This window comes from Mycobacterium deserti, assembly GCF_025345615.1.
Classification (GTDB): Bacteria; Actinomycetota; Actinomycetes; order Mycobacteriales; family Mycobacteriaceae; genus Mycobacterium; species Mycobacterium deserti.
Genome location: NZ_JAODWD010000007.1, coordinates 284,375 through 305,552 on the forward strand (window position 1 = coordinate 284,375; position 21,178 = coordinate 305,552).

Below are 21,178 nucleotides of genomic sequence, written 5' to 3' on the forward strand. Positions count from 1 at the left end.
CGGCCCTACTTCAGGAGGCTGCCGGCGTCGACGGGCAGCGTGACACCAGTGACATAGCGGGCCTCGTCGGAGGCCAGGAACAGCACCGCATTGCTGATGTCAACTGGTTCGACCCACGGAATCGGGAGGAAATGGAACGACTGGCAGACGGGCGCGAGGTCGTCGGGTCCGGGATTGCCCAGATCCGGCCGGAACATCCGATACGTCGACTCGTTCATCAGCAGGGGGCTGCTGACATGCGTGGGGTGCACGGTGTTGACGCGGATCGAATGCTGGCCCAGTTCGACGGCGAACGTGCGCATCAAGCCGACGACGCCGTGCTTGGCGGCGATGTAATGGCCAACGTGCGGATACGCCTTGGTGCCGCCGACCGAGCTGGTGATGATGACCGAGCCGCCGCGACCACCGGCCAGCAGGTGCGGCACTGCGGCTTTGACCGTCTTCCAGACACCGCCGAGATTGACGTCGATCGTCTCTTCCCAGATGTCCTCGTGCATCTTGTGCAGTTTCACGCCGGTGGTGCCGATGCCGGCGTTGGCCACGACTATGTCCAGCCGGCCCAGCTGCTCTACTCCATTGTCAACGGCCGACTTCAACGCGTCGAAGTCCCGGACGTCGACGATCTCGGTGACGATGCGGCGGCCGAGGTTCTTGACCAGGTCGGCGGTCTCGGCGAGATCGTCGGGGGTAGCCGGCGGCGCCGTCGAATTCTCGAACCCGCGGCAGATGTCTACCGCGATGATGTCGGCGCCCTCCTCAGCCAGTCGCACCGCGTGACTGCGTCCCTGCCCGCGCGCGGCACCGGTGATGAACGCGACCTTGCCCTCTACCCGACCGGCCATCTGCACTCCCTCACTTGTTGAGCGATCGCCCAACATCTAAGCTGCGCCCATGTCTAGCAGGCCAGCGCAGCAGGGGTCAAGACCCGTTCGTGAATCCACGACACGGCGGGCGTTGATCCAAGCGACCGCTCAAATCATGCTCGAAGAGGGTTATGCCGCCGCGACATCGCGCCGGGTTGCGGCCAAGGCCGGCGTCAAGCCTGCGCTGGTGCACTACTACTTCCCGAGCATGGACGAGTTGTTCCTGGCAGTGCTTCAAGCCGGCGCCGAAGCCAACCTCGCCCGGCAGCAGAAGGCGCTCGCCGAGGACCAGCCGCTGCACTCGCTGTGGGAGCTCAACAGCGCCCACGGCGCGCAGCTGTGGATGGAGTTCATGGCGTTGGCCAACCACCGCAAGTCCATCCGCAGCGAAATCGCCGCCTACGCCGACCGGTTCGGCGACATCGAGCAGAGCGTGGTCGCGCTTGCGATGCGCTCGCACGGCGTCGACGTAGAGGCCTTCCCGCCGGTCGTGATGTCTATGATCGTCACCAGCCTGGCGCGCATCGTGCTGCTGGAACGCGGACTCGGGATCACGCGCGGGCACGCCGAGGTGCAGGCGTTCATCGACGACTACCTGCAACGCTTCGAATTGCCCTCATAGTGACCCGAACCGCATGCTCAGGCAGTAGTGACCAGCAGCACATTGACTTGAGTTACCCTATGCCAGGGTGAGAACTTATACGGGCTAAGTTACGCATTGGCGAACAGCGGACACGAAAATCGTAAGGGCGGATATGGGTCGCAGTGGTCGGGGGCAATTGTCGTGATTGGCCTCGCCAAGAAGGTATGGATTCCGATCGTCATCCTGATCGTGGTGCTCGTCGCCGGCTTCACCGTGCATCGCATCCGGACGTTCTTCGGCGCGGAGGGGATCATCGTCACGCCGAAGGTCTTCGCCGAGGATCCCGAGCCGTTCGACCCGAAAGTCATCAAATATGAAATCTTCGGGTCGGGCAGTTATGCCGACGTCAACTATCTCGATCTCGATGCCAAGCCGCAGCGAGTTGACGGCGCAGCTCTGCCCTGGTCGCTGACATTGGAGACCACCGCACCCTCGGCGGCCCCCAACATCGTGGCGCAGGGTGACGGCGGCACCATCACCTGCCGCATCACCGTCGACGACGAGATCAAGGACGAAAGAACCTCCACCGGAGTGAATGCCCAGACCTTCTGCTTCGTGAAATCCGCATGAGCGCGCCCACCAACGACGCTCCGACTGACGCGTTCCCACCCGTACGGCACGCCAAACGACCCTTCATCCCGCGGTTCATCCGTACCTTTGCCGTCCCGATCATCCTCGGGTGGATCGTGCTCATCGGGGTTCTGAACACCCCCGCCGTGGTGCCGCAGCTCGAAAAGGTCGGTGAGCTCCGTGCGGTCTCGATGAGCCCGGACGACGCGCCGTCCATGATCGCGATGAAACGCGTCGGCCAGGTCTTCGATGAGTACGACTCCGACAGCTCCGTCATGATCGTGCTCGAAGGCCAGCAGCCGCTCGGCGACGAGGCGCACAAGTTCTACGACGAGATGGTCGACCGGCTCGAAGCCGACACCAAGCACGTTCAGAGCGTTCAGGACTTCTGGAGCGACCCGCTGACGGCCACGGGTTCGCAGAGCAACGACGGCAAAGCCGCCTACGTCCAGGTGTATCTGTCGGGTAACCAGGGCGAGGCGCTGGCCAACGAGTCGGTGAAAGCCACTCAGGGCATCGTCGACAGCTTGCAGGCGCCCGAAGGCCTGAAGGTCTATGTGACCGGTCCGGCCGCGCTGGCCGCCGACCAGCACATCGCGGGCGACCGCAGTCTGCGGATGATCGAGGCGCTCACCTTCACGGTGATCATCGTGATGCTGCTCTTGATGTACCGGTCGATCGTGACGGTGTTGATCACTCTGGTGATGGTCGTGCTCCAGTTGGCGGCGGCCCGCGGCGTGGTGGCGTTCCTCGGATATTACGAGATCATCGGTCTTTCGACGTTCGCGACCAACCTCTTGGTCACGCTCGCGATCGCTGCAGGAACCGACTACGCGATCTTCCTGGTCGGCCGCTATCAGGAAGCGCGCGGTGCCGGCGAAGATCCCGAGTCGGCGTACTACACCATGTACCGCGGAACAGCCCACGTGGTGCTGGGATCGGGCCTCACCATCGCGGGCGCGACGTTCTGTCTGAGTTTCACGCGCCTGCCCTATTTCCAGACGCTCGGCGTCCCGCTGGCCATCGGCATGACGGTCGGTGTGCTGGCCGCGCTGACGCTCAGCTCGGCGATCATCGCCACCAGCAGCCGCTTCGGCAAGGTGCTCGACCCCAAACGGGCGATGCGGGTGCGCGGCTGGCGCAAGATCGGTGCGGCAGTGGTGCGCTGGCCCGGTCCGATCCTGGTCGCGACGATCGCGCTGTCGCTGATCGGACTGCTGACGCTGCCCGGTTACGAAACCAACTACAACGACCGCAATTATCTACCAGCCGACCTGCCGGCCAACGAGGGATACGCGGCGGCGGACCGGCACTTCTCGCAGGCCCGGATGAACCCCGAGCTGCTGCTGATCGAAAGCGACCACGATCTGCGCAACTCGGCGGACTTCCTGGTCATCGACAAGATCGCCAAGTCGGTTTTCCGGGTGCCGGGTATCTCACGCGTGCAGGCGATCACGCGGCCGGACGGAAAACCGATCGAGCACACCTCGATCCCGTTCCAGATCAGCATGCAGGGCACGACCCAGCAGATGAACCAGAAGTATCTGCAGGACCGGATGGCCGACATGCTGGTGCAGGCCGACGAGATGCAGACCACCATCGACACGATGACCAAGATGTCCGCGCTCACCAAGGAGATGGCGGCCACCACGCACTCGATGGTCGGCAAGATGAAGGACATGACGGTCGACGTCGCCGAATTGCGGGACAACATCGCGAACTTCGACGACTTCTTCCGGCCGATCCGCAACTACTTCTACTGGGAACCGCACTGCTACAACATCCCGATCTGTTGGGCCTTGCGATCGGTGTTCGACACCCTCGACGGCATCAACACGATGACCGACGACATCCAGAACCTGATCCCGGACATGGAGCGGCTCGACCAGCTCATGCCTCAGATGGTCACGCTGATGCCGCCGATGATCGACACGATGAAGACGATGCGGACCATGATGCTGACCATGTATGCCACCCAGAAGGGCATGCAGGACCAGATGGCCGCGATGCAGGAGAACTCCTCTGCCATGGGTGAGGCGTTCGACGCGTCGATGAACGACGATTCGTTCTACCTGCCCCCAGAGGTCTTCGAGAACGAAGAGTTCAAGAAGGGTATGGAGAACTTCATCTCCCCCGACGGAAAGTCGGTGCGCTTCATCATCTCCCATGAGGGCGACCCGATGACCCCCGAGGGCATCGAGAAGATCGAGAAGATCAAGCAGGCCGCCAAGGAGGCCATCAAAGGCACCCCCCTCGAAGGGTCGAAGGTCTACCTGGCCGGCACCGCCGCGGTGTTCAAGGACATGGCCGACGGCAGTAACTACGACTTGCTGATCGCCGCGATCGCCTCGCTCGGTTTGATCTTCATCATCATGTTGCTCATCACGCGCAGTGTGGTCGCGTCCGCGGTCATCGTGGGCACGGTGGTGCTGTCGTTGGGGGCGTCGTTCGGGCTCTCGGTCCTGGTGTGGCAGCACCTTCTCGGCGTCGAACTGCACTGGATGGTGATGGCGATGTCGGTCATCATCCTGTTGGCGGTCGGCGCGGACTACAACCTGTTGTTGGTGTCACGCCTCAAAGAGGAACTTCATGCCGGAATCAACACCGGCATCATCCGCGCCATGGGTGGCAGCGGATCCGTGGTGACGTCGGCAGGCCTGGTGTTCGCCTTCACGATGATGTCGATGGCGGTCAGTGAGCTGACGGTGATCGGGCAGGTCGGCACGACGATCGGGCTGGGTCTGCTGTTCGACACGTTGGTCATCAGGGCATTTATGACACCGTCGATAGCGGCGCTGATGGGCAAGTGGTTCTGGTGGCCACAGCGGGTACGCGAACGTCCGCTGCCCTCGCCGTGGCCGAGGCCCAAGGAGTTGACCCGAGCGGGTCCGGAAGGAGGCCAGTCATGAAACGTGTGGCTGCCGGGATAGCAGCGGCTGCAGTGGCATTGGCGCTCGCAGCGCCGGCGCAGGCCGACCCTGACACCGACTTCACCAACGAGCTGCACACCTACGGTATCTACGGTCAGAAGGACTACAACGCCTGGATCGGCAAAATCATGTGCAAGCGGCAGCGCAACGGTGTCGATCGTGACGCCTTCGCCTCGGCGCGGTTCATCCAGGCACAGCTGGCGAAGAACCAGAACAGCACCGAGCAGTCGTGGCAGTTCCTCGGCGCGGCGCTGCGCTTCTACTGCCCCGACAAGTTGCCGATCATGGACCAGGCGCGATAGCGAGGAGACTCAAGTGATACGCAAAGCGAGCATCGCGCTGGCCGCAATCGGTTGTGCAGCAACGATTTTCCCGGCCGCCGCGGCGGCCGACGCCACCGACGACTATCCGATCCCGAACCGGATCATGAGGACGACGTGCACGGTCGACCAGTACATGGCTGCCGTGCGAGACACCGATCCCGTCTACTACGAGCGCTACATGATCGACTACAAGAACCGGCCCGCGGATGTTCAGAAGGGCGCTCGTGACCGGATCTACTGGTTTTTCTCCTTGGATTACGCGGCGCGCAGGCAGTACTCCGAGAACACCGCGACGAACGTCTTCTACGAGCAGATGGCGACCCGCTGGGGTAACTGGGCCAAGCTGTTCTTCAACAACAAGGGAGTCGTCGCGCACGGCACGGACGTGTGCATGAACTATCCGCCGAACGACCCGTCGGTATGGACCTGGTGATCCGCTGAGCGGAGCGCCCTACTAGGGCAGTCCGATGAAGATCGGGTTGAGCGCCGCGCCGATCGGATCGAGCGGGGCCGCAGGCGGCGGAGGGACGGGTGCCTGCGGAGGCGGTGACGCCGCTGCCGCGGGCGGCGACACGAGCGCGGGTTGAGCAGCGATCGGTGGCGGAGCCGCCGGTGGGGGCATGGCAGGTGCCGCGGCAGGCACGGCCGGTGGCGGCGGAGCCAGCCACGGCGGCAAGACGAAGGGCAGCCCCGGCAGCAGTGGAGCAGGTGGCGGCGGTGCGGCGATCGGTGCCACCGGCACGGCGACGGGCTGCGCGGTGATCGGCGCCGCCGGGGCGACGGCGGGTTCTACGGTGACGGGCTCTGGTACGACCGGCTCCGCAGCGACCGACAGTGCCGGCGCGGCAACGGCATCGGTGTCAGGCGCCTCCACAGCCGGCGCCGGTGACGGCACGACGGGTGCGGGCAACGCCGCCGGCTCCGCGATCAGCGGCCGGATGGCAGTCGATGGCGCAGGAGTGCGGACGGCGTTGACGCCGACAGTTGAGACCGAGCTCGAGACGGCCGCCGCGGGCGCGGCCGCCGGCTGGGCCTGCTCGCTTCTGGGTGTGTCGTGCCCGGCAAGTGCAGGAACGACGGCGAAGAGCGCGATCATGCCGGCCACCACCGCGGTCGCGGCCCGCGCGTGCGCGCCGAACCAGGGTCGGCGTCGCACATCCGCGGCGTCGACGAATTCCTTGATGGATAGATCCTCGGTCGGTTCGGCATCGGTCGACAGCGCGAGCGCGGCACCACGCGCCAGCGCCAACTGCGCCTCGTCGGACGCCACCGCCGGCATGGGCATCGCGTCGCCGAGGCTTGCCGAGACGTTCTCGAGGTCGCCGCGGGACCCGACCAGAAACAATCGCTCGGGCTGCGACTGGTTGCGCGCGAATGTGTCCGTCAACCAGGAGCCGATGCCATCGCGGGTATGGGTCACCGACGTCTGCACTGTATAGCGACCGACCGTCAGGACCGTCGCGGCAGCGGACTCCACCACACAAACCGCGCAGGTCTCGAATCCGAGAGCGGGTCCGTACGCCCGCGCCCATGCCCGAGCGGCGTGCGACAACCCCACGGCGACAACGGATTCGAACCCGGAATCAGACAGCGCATCGCGCAGCACCCGTGCCGGCCCGGCGACGTCCTCGGTCCACGTCATCCCGACCGTAGAGATCTGATGGCCACTGGCGGTGGCGATCATCCGGGCGCCGCGCACCGCCGCCAGGTACGTGGCGATGTCGCCGTCGATGGCCACGTCGAACGCGTCGTGGTCGAGCGGAACGCCTTCGGGATCTTGGCCGTCGAGCAGTACCCAGGCAACGCCGGTGGACGTCATCGACAGCCCGAGCGCAACCTTCACCGCTGCCCCACCTTCGTCGACGGAACCCGACACTGCCGGCCGTTTGATTGTTCGGCCCACTGAGCATAGTTTGCTCGGCCCCGCTCGGCATGTCGTCTTGACCGATGACGGATGAGTCAATTCACTGTCACATTTCGAGTCGAGCGACCGACATATCGGCATGGACCCTTTGCGTTTCGCGACTACACGCGCCGCCGGCATTGCGACGGCTCTCGCCGCGGCCTGGCCGATCGCGCTGACGATGCCGCTTTCGGCCGATGCCGCCCCGTGCCCGGATGTGGAAGTGGTGTTCGCCCGCGGCACCACCGAACCGGCCGGGGTCGGCGCGGTCGGCCAGGCGTTCGTCGACTCCTTGCGCGCCCAACTCGGCGGGCGGTCGGTGGGCGTGTACGCCGTCGAGTACCCGGCGAGCCGCGACTTCGAGGTCAGCACGCCGGCTGGACGAGACGACGCCAGCGCCCACATCCAGTCGACGGCGGCCAACTGTCCCGATACGCGGATGGTGCTCGGCGGTTACTCGCAGGGAGCGGCGGTCATCGATCTCGCGACCACCGCGATGCCGCCGCCGGTAGCCGACCACGTCGCGGCGGCCGCCGTCTTCGGAGGCCCCAGAAGTTCGTTCGCGGACTCGCTGTCGGCCGGCCCACTACCGTCCATCGGACCGCTCTACGCCGGCAAGACCATCGACTTGTGCGTGCCGAACGACCCGATCTGCTCCGAAGGCGGCTGGGACATGGGCGCGCACGGCGCCTACATACAGACCGGTTTGGTCGCGCAAGCCGCGGGGTTCGCGGCGAGCCGAATCTGAGTTACAACGACTACGCTGCAGATAGCTAAGCCGACTAACAACATTGGCTGTCAATCTGGTAGGACTAAGGGCGTCCTAACAGCGTAGGGAGGAGCTCCGCCGACGTGCCCGACTCCTCCATGGGACCCGACGACAGCGGTTCGCCCCGGATGACCAGCTGATGGGCGCTCCCGTCACCGAACCCATCTCGGTCGCTGAGCCGGTGCATCGCAACGCGATTGCGAAGTGGATCCGCCGTTTGGCGTTACCGATCATCATCGGCTGGGTCGCCCTCGTCGCCTTTCTGAACATCTCGGTGCCGCAGCTCGAGGTCGTCGGTCAAGAGCGTTCGGTGTCGATGAGCCCCAAGGACGCGCCGTCGGTCATCGCGATGACGCGCGTCGGTGAGGTCTTCGACGAGTTCAAGTCCGACAGCTCGGTGATGATCGTGCTCGAGGGCGACCAGCCGCTCGGCACCGACACGCGCCAGTTCTATGCCGAGATGGTCGACCGGTTAAGGGCCGACACCACGCACGTCGAGCACATTCAGGACTTCTGGGGCGACCCGCTGACCGAGGCCGGCGCTGTGAGCGCCGACGGCAAGGCCGTTTACGTCCAGCTCTATCTCGCAGGCAACATGGGTGAGGAGCTCGCCAACCAGTCGGTGAAGGCTGTCCAGGACATCGTCAAAGGCCTGGATCCGCCGCCCGGTGTGAAGGTCTTCGTGACCGGCGGATCGGCACTGGCGGCGGATCAGCAGATCGCCAGCGACCAGACGGTCCGCCTGATCGAGTTCGCCACGTTCGGCGTCATCATCACGATGCTGCTGCTCGTGTACCGGTCGATCGTCACGGTGGTCATCACCGTGGTGCTGGTGGTGCTGGGGCTGTCGGCGACCCGCGGGGTCGTCGCGTTCCTCGGATATCACGACCTGATCGGCCTGTCGCTGTTCGCCACCAACCTGCTGGTCACCCTCGCGATAGCCGCGACCACCGACTACGCCATATTTCTGTTCGGGCGATATCAGGAGGCGCGGTCGAACGGAGAGGACCGGGAGTCTGCTTACTACACCATGTTTCATGGCACCGCCCATGTGGTGCTGGGCTCGGGGCTGGCGATCGCCGGCGCCACCTTCTGCCTGACGTTCACCCGGCTGCCGTATTTCCAGACGCTGGGCATCCCACTGGCGGTCGGGATGATCGTCGCCGTACTCGTCGCGCTCACGCTCGGACCCGCCATCGTCACGGTCGCGACCCGGTTCGGATTGCTGGAACCCAAACGAGCCATGCGAATCCGTGGTTGGCGGCGGCTGGGCGCCGGCGTCGTCCGGTGGCCGGGCGCGGTCCTGTTGGCGACGATTGCGCTGTCGCTCGTCGGACTGCTGGCCCTGCCGGGTTACCAGCCCAACTACAACGACCGGCTCTACCTGCCTGCCGACTTGCCCGCCAACCAGGGTTTCGCCGCCGCCGAACGTCATTTCTCCCCGGCGACGATGAACCCCGAATTGCTGCTGATCGAGAGCGACCACGACCTGCGAAACTCCGCGGACTTCATCGTGATCGACAAGATCGCCAAGGCGGTGTTCCGGGTGCCCGGCATCGGACGGGTCTCCACGATCACCCGCCCGGGCGGCAAGCCCATCGAGTTCAGCACGATCCCGGCGCAGTTGAGTATGAGCGGTGTCAACCAGGACATGAACCGCAAGTACCTCATGGACCGGTTCGACGACATGCTCGTACAGGCCGACGAGATGCAAAGCACCATCGACACGATGAACAAGATGATCGCGTTGATGGGCGAGATGAGCGCGACGACGCACAGCATGGTCGGCAAGACGCGGGACATGACCGAGGACATCGCCGAATTACGCGACCACATAGCGGATTTCGACGACTTCTTCCGCCCGATTCGCAACTATCTGTACTGGGAACCGCACTGCTACAACATCCCGGTCTGTTGGTCGATGCGGTCGTTGTTCGAGTCGATCGACGGGCTCAACATGATGACCGACCAGATCCAGGATCTGGTACCGGACTTAGAGCGCCTCGATGCGCTGCTGCCGCAGTTCCTCTCGCTGATGCCCGAGACCGTCAAGACCATGACGAACATGCGAACGATGATGCTGACCATGCATTCCACGCAGGCGGGGATGCAGGATCAGATGGCCGCGATGAGCGAGGGCCAGTCGGCGATGGGCGACGCGTTCAACAATTCGTGGAACGACGACACGTTCTATCTGCCGCCCGAGATCTTCGACAACGCCGAATTCAGGCGGGGCATGGAGAACTTCATCTCGCCGAACGGCCATGCCGTGCGGATGATCATCTCGCACGAGGGAGACCCCCTCGACGCCGACGGGATCAAGCGCATCGACGCCATCAAGCAAGCGGCGAAGGAAGCCGTCAAGGGCACTCCGATGGAGGGTTCAAAGATCTACATCGGTGGCACGGCGTCGGTGTTTAAGGACATGCAGGACGGTAACGACTGGGACCTGCTCATCGCCGGAATCGCCGCGCTGACAGTCATTTTCATCATCATGCTGGTTTTGACGCGCAGCCTCATCGCGGCCGCGGTTATCGTCGGCACCGTGGTGCTGTCGCTGGGCGCCTCATTCGGGCTGTCGGTCCTCATATGGCAGCATCTGCTGGGCATAGAGCTGCAGTTCATGGTGATGGCCATGGCGGTCATCATCCTGTTGGCCGTCGGTGCGGACTACAACCTGCTCTTGGTGTCACGCCTCAAAGAGGAACTGCACGCGGGCATCAACACCGGGATCATCCGCGCGATGGGCGGCAGCGGATCGGTGGTCACCGCCGCTGGCCTGGTGTTCGCATTCACGATGATGTCGATGGCGGTCAGCTCGCTGACCGTCGTCGCCCAGGTGGGCACCACCATCGGCATGGGTCTGTTGTTCGACACCTTGGTGATCCGCGCATTCATGACGCCGTCGATCGCGGCACTGTTGGGCAAGTGGTTCTGGTGGCCGCAGACGGTTCGGCAACGGCCTAAGCCCGCGCCGTGGCCCGCGCCGAAGCAGTTGCAAGAAGAAAGCAACTAAGCGACGCCCATCCCGTCACCCCGGTCAGCCCGTTCTTGGCCAGCAGTACCAGCGTGATGCCGGCGAGGATGATCAGCGCACCGGCGACGGTCGCGCGGGCGCCGGTCGCACGCGCCGGCGCGTCCCACCACAGCAGCTTCCGATGCTCGAGTGGGGACAGCAGCCGGAACATCACCGCCATGACGACCGCGAACACGACCGCGCGCAGCGCCAGCAGCCCCCAAAAGCCTGGCGCGTCAACGTCGTAGGCGTCGAGACCGACAGCGTTCATCGCGAAGGCGGCCACTGCGATGGCGGGGATGTGCCACAGGTAGAGGGTCATCGCTCCCCCGTTGCCGACCGCGATGACGCGCCAGACGCGGGGACCCTCAGCCCACCGTTGGATGGCGCGGGCCGCAACGACGAACGCGCACGACATCCAGGTGCAGTGCAGGCCGAGCAACAGGGTGGGCGGCGATACGTTGGACATGCGCTCGGTACCGGTCACCACGAGCGAGACGTCGTAAGGTCCGATGGCGGCGAGTGTGATCTGGGCGGCGAGCGCGAGCACGACCGCCGCGAGTGCGGCCTGCGGGCGGATCAGCTGACGAGCATAGGCGACGCCGATCACGATCGGGATCAGCCAGACGATCAGGAAGTTCGCGACACCGGCCATGGGCGCGTCGGTCGCGAGGCGAAATCCGTCGAACGCGGTGGCCACGGCAAGCAGCGCGGCGACCAGGATCGCAGCCTGACGGCCGCTCCGAAGGCGGGTCAGGGCGGGGACGAAGGCGAGCGCCACGAGGTAGACACCCAGGAACCACAGCAACGCAACGGATTCGCGGCCGATGCCTGCCGCCGCGTCGGCGCCCAGCGTCAGACGCACGACGATCAGGCCGACCGACCATGCCGCGAGGTACCAGAACACAGGCCGACACAGTCGCTGCGCGCGGGTGAAAAGCCAGCTGCCCCAGGCTTTCCCGCTGTGCCAGCCGTACGCGCCGGCGGCCCCGCCTGCCAGGAAGAACAGTGGCATGACCTGGACGAGCCAGGTGACCGGGGCGATCGCGGGCACCTCCCCCAGCAGGTTGCCGATGCGCAGGCCGTCGGAGTCGATGGTGGCCAGCAGCAGGCCGCAGTGGCCGAACATGACGACGACGAGGGCTGCGAGCCGGGCGACGTCGACCGCGCGGTCGCGGGTGGCCGGAGTGGCATCAGAGACCGTGCGCGCGTCGGACAAGGACCGTGTCATGGGTCCAGCATGCCGGGCGGCGAGCCGAGGCGGATGAGTAGTACTACCCGCTCCTACCCGTGCGGGGTCGGACGAGTCTGTACAGCCGGCGCGGCTGCGGCCAATAGATCCGCGCGCTTGGCGCTGAGCGGCGGATAAATGCGGCTGCGGTTGATGGTGCGTTTGGTCGCCTTGGCCTCGGCGCCGGTAGCGACGACCTGTCGGCCCCAGCCCTCGGTGTAGACCGCGCCGGCGGGTCCGAGGTCGAGCACCGTGACATACCAGGGGATTCGCAGAGTCAGCATCGGCGCGCCGACGAGATGACTGACCACGTTGTAGCCGGCGAATCGTCCCATCGGGCGACCATGCTGACAGGACATGACGGAGGAATGCTGGTCGTCCATCGTGGCGGCCGCGACGTCACCAGCGGCGAAGACGTCGGGCACGCCGATGACGCGCAGGTGGTCATCGACTACAACGCGGCCCAGGCCGTCGCGTTCGACGCCGAGGTCTGCGGTCAGCGGGTTGGCGCGCATTCCGGCGCACCAGACGACGGTCGACGCGGCCAGCTTCTCGCCGGTGGACAGTGTCACGGAGTCCTCGGCGAGGGCGATGATTCCAACGCCGAGTCGGGTCTCGACGCGGTTGGCCGTCAGGGCGGCTTCGATGACCGGGCGCGCTGAAGGGCCCATGTCGGAGCCGACGTGCGCGTTGCGGTCGACGAGCACGACGCGTGGTGTCGTGTCGGGGAACAGCGCGGCGAGGCGGTCGGGCAGCTCGGATGCGGTCTCGATGCCGGTGAGTCCGGCGCCGACGACGATCACGGTGGAGGCAGCGGGCGTGTGCGGACCGCGCACGAGGTCTTCGAGATGGCTCTGCAGATGATGTGCGGCATCGTAGGTGTCGACGTCGAAGCCGAATTCCTTCAGGCCGGGGATGTCGGGTCGCACGACCTGGCTGCCGAGGGCGACCACGAGGCGGTCGTAGTCGTAAGTGCCCGACGAAGTGGTGACCGATTTGGAGAGCGGGTTGATGGCGGTCACCTCAGCGGTGACGTGCGCGACGCCGGTGGGATCGAGCAAGTCGCGCAGGGGAATTCGGCACGGCGTGAGGTCGGCTTCGTAATTGCGCACTCGAATGTCGTGGTAGGGCTGTGAGCTGATGACGGTGATGTTCACTTCAGCAGCGCCGAGTTCGTCGATGCGCCGGGCCGCACCGAGCGCGGCCCACAACCCGGCGAACCCCGAACCCAGCACGACAACATCGCTCACGAGCCAACGGTAGCGGGCCCAGCAGCGGTATACCTCCAGTCATGGTGGGTCATACGTCGGTGTGGGTGGTCCGCGAGCCACATTCGCCGACTGGGGTACCTCGCCGTCGCGGCGTCCTCCAGGCGATGGGCCTGAGCGAGGTGATTCTCAGACCGGCGCGACGCGATCGGCCCACGGCAGCGCCTGCTCCAATTGTGCTGCGAGCCGGAGAAGCAGCGACTCCCCCGCAAGCGGCGCAACGAACTGGACGCCCAATGGCAGACCGTCGGCGGTCCAGTGCAATGGAAGCGAGATCGCCGGTCGCCCCGTAAGATTCGCGAGTTGTGTGTAGGGCACCCAACTGAGGTTCTTATCGACCATGTCGTCGACGATCTTGGTGTAGCGCAGGAAGCGGGCGGTGCGGGTCTTGATCAACGCGTCCGACGCACGCTGAAGTGCCACCGGTAGGTCGAATTCGCCGATCTTCGGTGGCGGCGTCGCCAGTGTGGGCGTCAGCAGCAGGTCGTAGGACTCGAAGAACGTGCTGAGGCGGCGGACGTGCTCGTGGCGCCGCTGGACGGCATCGACGTAGTCCACGCTGCTCGTCGCTCGGCCCAGGGCCGCCATGATCAAGGTGTCGCGCTCGAACGCCTCATCATCGGCACCCGTGAGGCGCTTGGCCTCGTCGACCTCCCAGGCGATGTAGACGAACCAGCTGAGCAGGAATTGCTTGGCGAGCGCCGCGTCGTCGTAGGGCGCTTGTGGCAGTTCCTCGACGTGGTGGCCGAGATCGGTCAACGCGCGCACGGTCCCCTCGACGGCCGCGTACGCCTCGGGGTGCGGGGTCGGATTGATCGCGGACGGAACCCGCACGCCGATGCGCAACCGGCCGGGGTCGTCGCCCACGCAGGATGCGAACGGCCAATCAGGAATCGCGGGTCCATACGGCCCCGACGGCTCACCGCCGGCGATGACGTCCAGCATCGCGGCCGTGTCGCGCACGGTTCGCGACACCACGCCCTGCACCGCCGCCCCGTGCATGGGCTCGCCGACACCAGGACCCATGGGCGTCAAACCCCGGCCCGGCTTCAGACCGACCAGCCCGCAGCACGCCGCCGGGATACGCGTCGACCCGCCGCCGTCGTTGGCCCCCGCGCACGGCACTATCCCCGCGGCGACAGCGGCCGCCGACCCGCCCGAGGACCCGCCGGGGCTCCGCTCGAGATTCCACGGGTTGCGCGCGGCGCCCCACGCCGCCGGCTCGGAAATCGCCTTCGCGCCGAATTCCGGCAGGTTCGTCTTACCGAAGATGACCAGACCGGCATCGATCCAGCGCTGCACGACGGTCGCATGCTCGGTCACCGGCAAGGCCAGCAGCGAGCGTGACCCCTGCGAGGTCGGGAGGCCGGCGTAGTCCTGGGCGATGTCTTTGATCAGGAATGGGACACCGGCGAACGGGCCGCCCTGTTCGGTGGAGGGCGAGGCGGGGACATCGCGCACGATTGCGTTGATCCGCGGGTTCACCTCGGCCGCCCGCTCACGTGCCAACGTCAGTAGCTCCGTCGCCGACACCTCCCCGTCGGCGACCAGCTTCGCCAGCCCCGTGGCGTCATACGTCCGGTATTCGTCGAAGTTCACACCGATGACCGTATGCGGCCGGCGCGCGACCGGTCGACATCGCGCGCAAGGCGGGCAAACGCGCGCGCCTCATAGATCTGAATACTGGAACGTGTTTCAATAAGCCGCATCGCCAGCTTCTGGCCTCCGGGAGGCCTCCCGATGCCGCGGCTACCCAGGGTCCCCGCGGTGGCGTCGGCCGCGAAGATCCCGCAGGGCTCGGTCGTCGACCTTCCCGGCCGGGGCAGCACCTACGTGTTCGACTCCGGACCTGCGGACGGGCCCACCTACGTACTCCTGCACTCGCTGGCCTGCACCGGGTTGATGACCTGGTATCCGGCGTTGGACACTGTGCGGCGGTTCGGCCGGGTCGTCGTGTTCGACCAGCGATGCCACGGACAAGGCATTTCGCCGCCGCGCATGTTGCTGGAGGATTGCGCCGACGACGTCGCTGCGCTGGCCGATGTGCTCGGTATCGACAGCTTCGTGCCGGTCGGCTACTCCATGGGGTCGCTGGTCGCGCAGTTGGTGTGGCGGCGCCACCGTGAACGCGTCGACGGGCTGGTGCTGTGCGCTGCCGCCGCCGCGGTCAGTCGCGCCAGTTACGAGCGGCTCGCGACCGGAGTGTTCGCGGCGCTCATGGAGTCACTCAGTCCGGCGCCGCGCCGCTGCGGACCCGCCGCGGCGGTGTCGGGCGGGCTGTTCCCCGACCATTTTTGGGTTCTCGGACAGGTCCGCGCGACGTCCGTGGGCGGCATCACGCGAGCAATCGCAGAAGTGGTCCGGTTCGATTCGACAACGTGGGTCGCCGAGATCGACGTTCCGACTGCGGTTCTGGTGACCATGAAGGACCGTGCTTTCGGTGTCGAGCGGCAGAAGTGGCTGGCCAACCACATACCGGGCGCTGAGATGGTGACCGTCGACGCCGGCCACGCCGGGTGCACCCTGCAGCCCACCGCGTTCGTTCCGGCGTTGGAGCGTGCCGTCGAGTCGGTACACCAAAGGCTTCCGCGATCGCGGGCCACGAGGCGAGTGGCCGAGTAGCGCGGCCGGCGTATCCGGTTCGCAGGAGGGAGAGCCGGTGAAACGACTCAGCGGGTGGGACATCCTGCTTCTGTCCAGCGAGACGCCCACCGTCCATCAGCACACACTCAAGGTTGCGGTCATCGACGCCGCCGACTTCGACGGCGAGCCCACCTTCGAGGCGTTTCGCGAAGTGTTCCTCAGCCGACTGCCTGCGCTGGATCCTTTGCGTTATCACCTGATCGACACTCCGTGGCGGCTGCACCGGCCGTTGTGGAGCGAGCACGCCGACGTCGACCTCGACTATCACCTACAGCAGGTACGGGTTCCGGCCCCCGGCAATCGCCGGGACCTCGACGCCGTGATCGGTGCCATTGCCAGCACACCACTGGACCGCCGATACCCGTTGTGGCAGCTCTACTTCGCCGACGGGTTGACCGATCAGCGCGTGGCGGTGATCGGCAAGGTGCACCACGTCCTGGCGGACGGGGTGGCTTCGGCGAACCTCATGACCAGAGCAATGGAGTGGGACGACGGTCAATCGCCCGAGCCGCGCCTTCAACCAGCGCAGCCCGCCCCGACGGCGCGAAACGTCCTCGGCTTCGCTGCCCGCGATCACATGGCGCGAATGCGGACGCTGCCGTCCGCCGTGCGACGCGGAGTGGTCGGCGCCTACCGCCTGCGGCAGCGGGCGCGTCAGCGTCGTGACCAACCGGAACTGGCCGACCGCTTTGACCCGCCGCCGACCTTCTTCAATCGCAAGATCGCAGCGGGGCGAACCTTCGCCAGCGCGACCTTGCCGTTCGACGACGTCAAAGCGATCGGCAAGAAGCACGAGGCCACCGTCAACGATGTGGTGCTGACGATCGCCGCCGGCGGTCTGCGTCAGCTGCTGTTGAGCTACGGCGACGCCGCCGACCGCCCCCTCATCGCGTCCATACCGACAGCGACGGACGTGTCGCCAGACCGGATCACCGGCAACGCTCTGGCCACGATGTTGGTGTCGTTGCCCGTCCAGATCGACGAGCCGCTGCAGCGCCTGGAATTGATCCGCACGTCGACGCGCATCGCGAAGGAGGATCACGAACTGCTCGGGCCGACGACCGTCGGCGGGTTCCTGGAATTCGTCCCGCCGTCGCTGACCCGCATGGTGTTCCGGTGGATGTCGCGACGCCAGGCGCCCAATCAACTCTTCAACGTGATCGTGTCGAACGTTCCGGGGCCGCGGGAACGCGGCCGGATCGCCGGTGCGGTCGTTACGGAGATCTATTCGGTCGGACCACTTGCCGCCGGTTCGGCGCTCAACATCACCGTGTGGAGTTACGCCGACCAACTGGCCGTCGCCGTGCTGTCCGACGACAGCACGTTCCGAGACACCCATGAGGTGACCGAGGCCCTGGTCGCGGCGTTCGCCGAACTGCGTGACGCCACCGACGAAAGCATCGGTCGCGTCACGCGTGACGAAGCGTGAGCAGGCTGATCTCACTGGGCGCGAAAACCCGGAACGGCGGTCCCCAGAAGCCGGTTCCGCGACTCGTGTAGAGGCGCGTTCGTTCACCGTGTCTGCTGAGCCCGTGCACGACCGGTTGCTCGAGCCGCACCAAAAAGTTGAACGGCCAGATCTGCCCACCATGAGTGTGGCCCGAAATCTGCAGGGCCACACCCGCTCTCACGGCGTGCACAACCTGCTTGGGCTGGTGCGCGAGGAGCAGCACCGGTAGACCCGGGTCTGCGCCGGCGAGCGCGGCGTCCAGGTCGGCGCCGTGCCCGCGCAGACCCGACGCCTCGGCGGTGGCGTCGTCCACACCGGCGATGACCAGCCTGTCGCCGCCGCGGTCGATGACGAGGTGCCGGTTGTGCAGCGCAGTCCAGCCGATGCTTTCCATGTAGTCGAGCCAGCCCTGCGCCTCACTGAAGTATTCGTGGTTGCCGGTGACGTACACACGCGCAAGGGTGGCGCGTGCAGAGGCCAACGGACTCGCCTGCGCCTCCCGCACGTCGACCGTCCCGTCGGCGATGTCCCCGACATGGCACACCACGTCAGCGGAGAGGTCATTGACCCGGGCCACAACGGCCGCCGACCATCGCGCGCGATCGATCGGCCCGTAGTGCGTGTCGGTGATCACCGCGACACGCAGACCGTCCAAGCCGCGGCCCAGCCCGTCGACTGCGACGTCGACCTCCTTGACGCGCGGCACGCGCATCGCTTCGAAGTGACCCCACACGAGCAATATCGCGACGACGGCCACGACCGCGCCTGCGACCAGTCGTGACCGCGCCGGGTCGTCGACGCCGGCGACGAGCAGAGCCAGCCGCAACAACTGGCCCAGCACCGACCACACGAATAACACCCAGGCCGCACCGAGAAGAGCGTCACCGAGAGCGGCGGCCCAGTCGAGGTGCCTGCGCCCGTGCCCGAACGCCATCAGGGCCGGCAGCGCGGCGAAGGCGGCCGCGAACAGCAACGTGCCCGTCGCGACGGCGGGCGCCGGCCAGGCCGCGCCGGATGCCAGCAGCGTCCACCACGGCACCCCGAACAGCAGCGCCATGATGGTGAACACGATGCCCATGCGCCGCCATCGCCGCCGCGACCGCCGCGGCGACCGGGGGGATTCCACTACCTCGGCCGGATTGTCTGTCACCGCGCCCACGGTACCCAGCCTCGAGCCGGCCACCCGGCGCGTGACTTCGTCGGGCCAAGCAGGCGGCCCGCCACCTCACAGGCGACGGGCCGACTGACGACTTTGGTCAGGGGACAATCGAGAAGACCGGCGAGGTGCGGTCGAAGACCGGCTTGCGCACGTCGTTGCGCTTCGGTGCCGTGGTCACCACGATCTTGCCGTCGCGGCAGCTGACGATCTTTCCGTCGACGAAGACGTCCTGGCCGTTGTCAATCGGCACCGGGTAGCCGTCTGCGTCGGTGTAGGTGCACCCGCCGCTGCCGGGAGTCTGTTCATTGTCGACGGCATGAGCGGTCGCGGGGGCGATAGCGAGAACGGCGAACGCGCCGAGAAGCGTTGCGGCGTACTTGAAGCGGGTCAGGTTGCGGGTGGTCGACGTGGTCATGGTGGCTTCCTCTCGATGGTCTTCGGGGTGTTGCGGTTGTTGAGAGAAATACTGCGCGTTCAGCACCTGCTGCGTAATCGCCGATAAGCCAGAGTCCGTCGCCGGAAGGGGAAGAGTTTCCTATCCACCAGGCAAGCACCGCCCGTCCCCGCTCCGACGCGGGTAGCAATTGCATTCGAGCGTGGCCGAATCTTTGCCGAGTTAAGATCCCCGCGTGGGGTGGACATGGGGCGACTGGGCGTCGTTCCGGCGTGCCCGACTGTGGCCCGGTATCGCGACGCCGACCCTGACTTCCCGCACGGCGGCTGCGTGCCTGCTGGTCGGGGGTCTACTGGTGGCATTTCTCACCACGTTGGTGCCGACGTCGTTTCACTCTGTGGCGGTCCAGTACGCCAACGCCGCGGTGGCCGCAGTGGTCGGCGTCGGAGTGTTGCTGTGGGGCCACCGCCTGCAGTTGTGGCAGTTTCACTTGCTGGTGGTGATGTCGACGGTGCAGATCACCGTCTCGGTCAGCCAGGCAGCCGAAGCCACGGTCGCGGTGTCTTTTGCGACCCTCTACGTTTTCATTGCCACGGCGGGATTCTTCGTCCCGTGGTGGGCCGCGGTGTTCTACGTGAGCCTGGCGGCGGGATCCTGCATGGTGGCGCTGGGTGTGACGTCGGCCGCAGCGTGGTGGGCGGGCGTCTTCGCTGCGAGTACGACCGTGGTGATCGGCTTCGTCATCGCTCTGCTCGGGCGGATCGTTTCAGGGGCCGAACTGGACACGGCGACTGGGCTGCCCAACCGGCGAGGCTTCGAGCGCCTGCTCGCTATGGCGATCTCCCGGGCGCAGTCTGTCGGACAGCGGCCGGCACTCGTGCTGTTGTCGGTGGACGGCTGGGGGGCGGTACGCCGCCAGTTCGGTTACCGAGCCGGTGACGAGATGCTGCGGGCGGTGGTTGCGGCCTGGCGCGAGGTGATCGGTCGCGAGCTCGTGCTGGCCCGCATGGTCGACGACGAATTCGTGGTGCTCGCCCACAACGTGACCGATCAAGAGGCTGTCGCACTGTCGCACCGTATGCGCGAGGCGGTGCCGTGGGACTGTTCGGTCGGCGTAACAGTCTGGCAGCCAGGCGAATCGGCCTCGGACGTGCTGAGTCGCGTCGACGTCGCTCTGCGCCGAGCGAAACGCGTCGGCCGCAATCGCACAATGCTGGAGTCTGCGGGACTTCCCCCAATCGCGGTTGAATTACGAGAGGCATTGGCCGCCGGAGCTATTGAGGTGTTGTACCAGCCTATCGTCCGATTATCGGCCCCAGAGACGATAGTGGGTATCGAGGCGCTGTTGCGGTGGGCACCAGAGTCGCGGCCGTGTGTCACCCTGGCTGAGGTGATCGAGGTCGCGGAGAACACCAGATTGATCGGGGCGCTCGACCGCGTCGTGCTGCGCCGCGCGTGCCTTGACGCTCAGCGGATGCAGGCACGGTCGCCGCAGCAGCGACTGTCGTTGAGCGTCAACGTTTCCGGTTTGGAGCTGACCGAGGACGGCTACGCCGCCCGTGTCGCCGAAATCCTCACTGAAACCGGATGGCCGGCTCATCAGCTCGTGCTCGAGGTCACCGAGACCGTACTGGATGCCGACACCCCCTCCTCGATCTCCGCCCTGCATGAACTGCGCGCGCGGGGCGTACGGATCGCCATCGACGATTTCGGGACCGGCTATTCCTCGTTGAGCCGGTTGCACACGATCCCGACCGACTACCTGAAGCTCGAAGCGGCGTTCACTGCGTCCATGCACGACGCGTGTTCGTCCAAGCCTCTCCTGCGGGCGATCGCGGCACTGGCCGAGGCGCTCGATGTGGCGGTGATCGTCGAGGGAATCGAGACCGCGGAGCAGGCAAACGTGTTGGGGAACCTCGGCTTCGACCTGGCTCAGGGCTACTTCTTCGGCATACCGCAGGATTACGAAGCCATTGCGGGCTCGCTGGCAGCCCAATGACCTGCGGCGCGGCCCCG

General features: G+C 66.1%; 17 protein-coding genes. 10 read left to right on the forward strand and 7 right to left on the reverse strand.

Translation table 11 applies throughout. The features are described from left to right. Nucleotides 1–5: 5 nt before the first annotated feature. Entirely contained in the window at nt 6–842 is an 837-nt protein-coding gene (locus N4S67_RS27040) for a mycofactocin-coupled SDR family oxidoreductase (protein WP_260996125.1), read from the reverse strand. Between the two features lie 49 nt (nt 843–891). Here N4S67_RS27040 and N4S67_RS27045 point away from each other — a divergent pair, with 49 nt between their 5' ends. The 5 genes from N4S67_RS27045 to N4S67_RS27065 all read left to right on the forward strand — a co-directional run bounded on the left by N4S67_RS27045 (nt 892) and on the right by N4S67_RS27065 (nt 5,762). Then, on the forward strand, nt 892–1,485 hold the full coding sequence (locus N4S67_RS27045; RefSeq protein WP_260996126.1) for a TetR/AcrR family transcriptional regulator: 594 nt from the start codon (nt 892–894) through the stop codon (nt 1,483–1,485). Nucleotides 1,486–1,647: 162 nt separating this feature from the next. Continuing rightward, complete coding sequence (locus N4S67_RS27050; RefSeq protein WP_260996127.1) at nt 1,648–2,076, forward strand: MmpS family protein; 429 nt, start codon at nt 1,648–1,650, stop codon at nt 2,074–2,076. After that, nucleotides 2,073–4,985 carry an MMPL/RND family transporter gene (locus tag N4S67_RS27055; protein WP_260996128.1) on the forward strand — a complete coding sequence of 971 codons (2,913 nt, stop codon included), beginning with the start codon at nt 2,073–2,075 and terminating at the stop codon, nt 4,983–4,985. The genes N4S67_RS27050 and N4S67_RS27055 overlap by 4 nt, the downstream gene beginning before the upstream one ends. Next, nucleotides 4,982–5,308 (forward strand): DUF732 domain-containing protein, encoded by a 327-nt coding sequence (locus tag N4S67_RS27060; protein WP_260996129.1) that lies wholly within the window; start codon nt 4,982–4,984, stop codon nt 5,306–5,308. The genes N4S67_RS27055 and N4S67_RS27060 overlap by 4 nt, the downstream gene beginning before the upstream one ends. Before the next feature lie 13 nt (nt 5,309–5,321). Beyond that, nucleotides 5,322–5,762: a DUF5078 domain-containing protein gene (locus N4S67_RS27065; protein WP_260996130.1), complete on the forward strand. Its 441-nt coding sequence runs from the start codon at nt 5,322–5,324 to the stop codon at nt 5,760–5,762. Between the two features lie 21 nt (nt 5,763–5,783). Here the strand turns inward: N4S67_RS27065 and N4S67_RS27070 are convergent, their stop codons facing one another. Beyond that, complete coding sequence (locus tag N4S67_RS27070) at nt 5,784–7,172, reverse strand: DUF7159 family protein (protein ID WP_260996131.1); 1,389 nt, start codon at nt 7,170–7,172, stop codon at nt 5,784–5,786. A 160-nt stretch (nt 7,173–7,332) separates the two neighbouring features. Between N4S67_RS27070 and N4S67_RS27075 the strand changes: the two genes are divergently transcribed. Beyond that, nucleotides 7,333–7,980: a cutinase family protein gene (locus N4S67_RS27075; RefSeq protein WP_390893538.1), complete on the forward strand. Its 648-nt coding sequence runs from the start codon at nt 7,333–7,335 to the stop codon at nt 7,978–7,980. A 160-nt stretch (nt 7,981–8,140) separates the two neighbouring features. Beyond that, the gene (locus N4S67_RS27080; protein WP_260996132.1) at nt 8,141–11,017 is read left to right on the forward strand and encodes an MMPL/RND family transporter; all 2,877 of its coding nucleotides are present in this window, start codon (nt 8,141–8,143) and stop codon (nt 11,015–11,017) included. Here N4S67_RS27080 and N4S67_RS27085 read toward each other — a convergent pair. The 3 genes from N4S67_RS27085 to N4S67_RS27095 form a co-directional block, all read right to left on the reverse strand. Next, a complete protein-coding gene (locus N4S67_RS27085; protein WP_260996133.1) occupies nt 10,965–12,248 on the reverse strand; it encodes an acyltransferase family protein in 1,284 nt (427 codons plus the stop codon). The genes N4S67_RS27080 and N4S67_RS27085 overlap by 53 nt on opposite strands. A 53-nt stretch (nt 12,249–12,301) precedes the next feature. After that, complete coding sequence (locus N4S67_RS27090) at nt 12,302–13,498, reverse strand: NAD(P)/FAD-dependent oxidoreductase (protein ID WP_260996134.1); 1,197 nt, start codon at nt 13,496–13,498, stop codon at nt 12,302–12,304. A gap of 147 nt (nt 13,499–13,645) precedes the next feature. After that, a complete protein-coding gene (locus N4S67_RS27095; RefSeq protein WP_260996135.1) occupies nt 13,646–15,115 on the reverse strand; it encodes an amidase in 1,470 nt (489 codons plus the stop codon). 141 nt (nt 15,116–15,256) lie between these two features. Here N4S67_RS27095 and N4S67_RS27100 point away from each other — a divergent pair, with 141 nt between their 5' ends. Both N4S67_RS27100 and N4S67_RS27105 read left to right on the forward strand, forming a co-directional pair. Beyond that, nucleotides 15,257–16,138, forward strand: a complete 882-nt coding sequence (locus N4S67_RS27100) for an alpha/beta fold hydrolase (RefSeq protein ID WP_260996136.1) — start codon at nt 15,257–15,259, stop codon at nt 16,136–16,138. Nucleotides 16,139–16,175: 37 nt separating this feature from the next. After that, nucleotides 16,176–17,588: a WS/DGAT/MGAT family O-acyltransferase gene (locus N4S67_RS27105; RefSeq protein ID WP_260996137.1), complete on the forward strand. Its 1,413-nt coding sequence runs from the start codon at nt 16,176–16,178 to the stop codon at nt 17,586–17,588. Here N4S67_RS27105 and N4S67_RS27110 read toward each other — a convergent pair. Together N4S67_RS27110 and N4S67_RS27115 are read right to left on the reverse strand one after the other, a co-directional pair. Continuing rightward, entirely contained in the window at nt 17,569–18,759 is a 1,191-nt protein-coding gene (locus N4S67_RS27110; RefSeq protein WP_260996138.1) for a metallophosphoesterase, read from the reverse strand. The genes N4S67_RS27105 and N4S67_RS27110 overlap by 20 nt on opposite strands. Before the next feature lie 106 nt (nt 18,760–18,865). Next, entirely contained in the window at nt 18,866–19,183 is a 318-nt protein-coding gene (locus tag N4S67_RS27115) for a hypothetical protein (protein WP_260996139.1), read from the reverse strand. 214 nt (nt 19,184–19,397) lie between these two features. Here N4S67_RS27115 and N4S67_RS27120 point away from each other — a divergent pair, with 214 nt between their 5' ends. Continuing rightward, complete coding sequence (locus tag N4S67_RS27120) at nt 19,398–21,161, forward strand: putative bifunctional diguanylate cyclase/phosphodiesterase (protein ID WP_260996140.1); 1,764 nt, start codon at nt 19,398–19,400, stop codon at nt 21,159–21,161. Nucleotides 21,162–21,178: the final 17 nt, after the last annotated feature.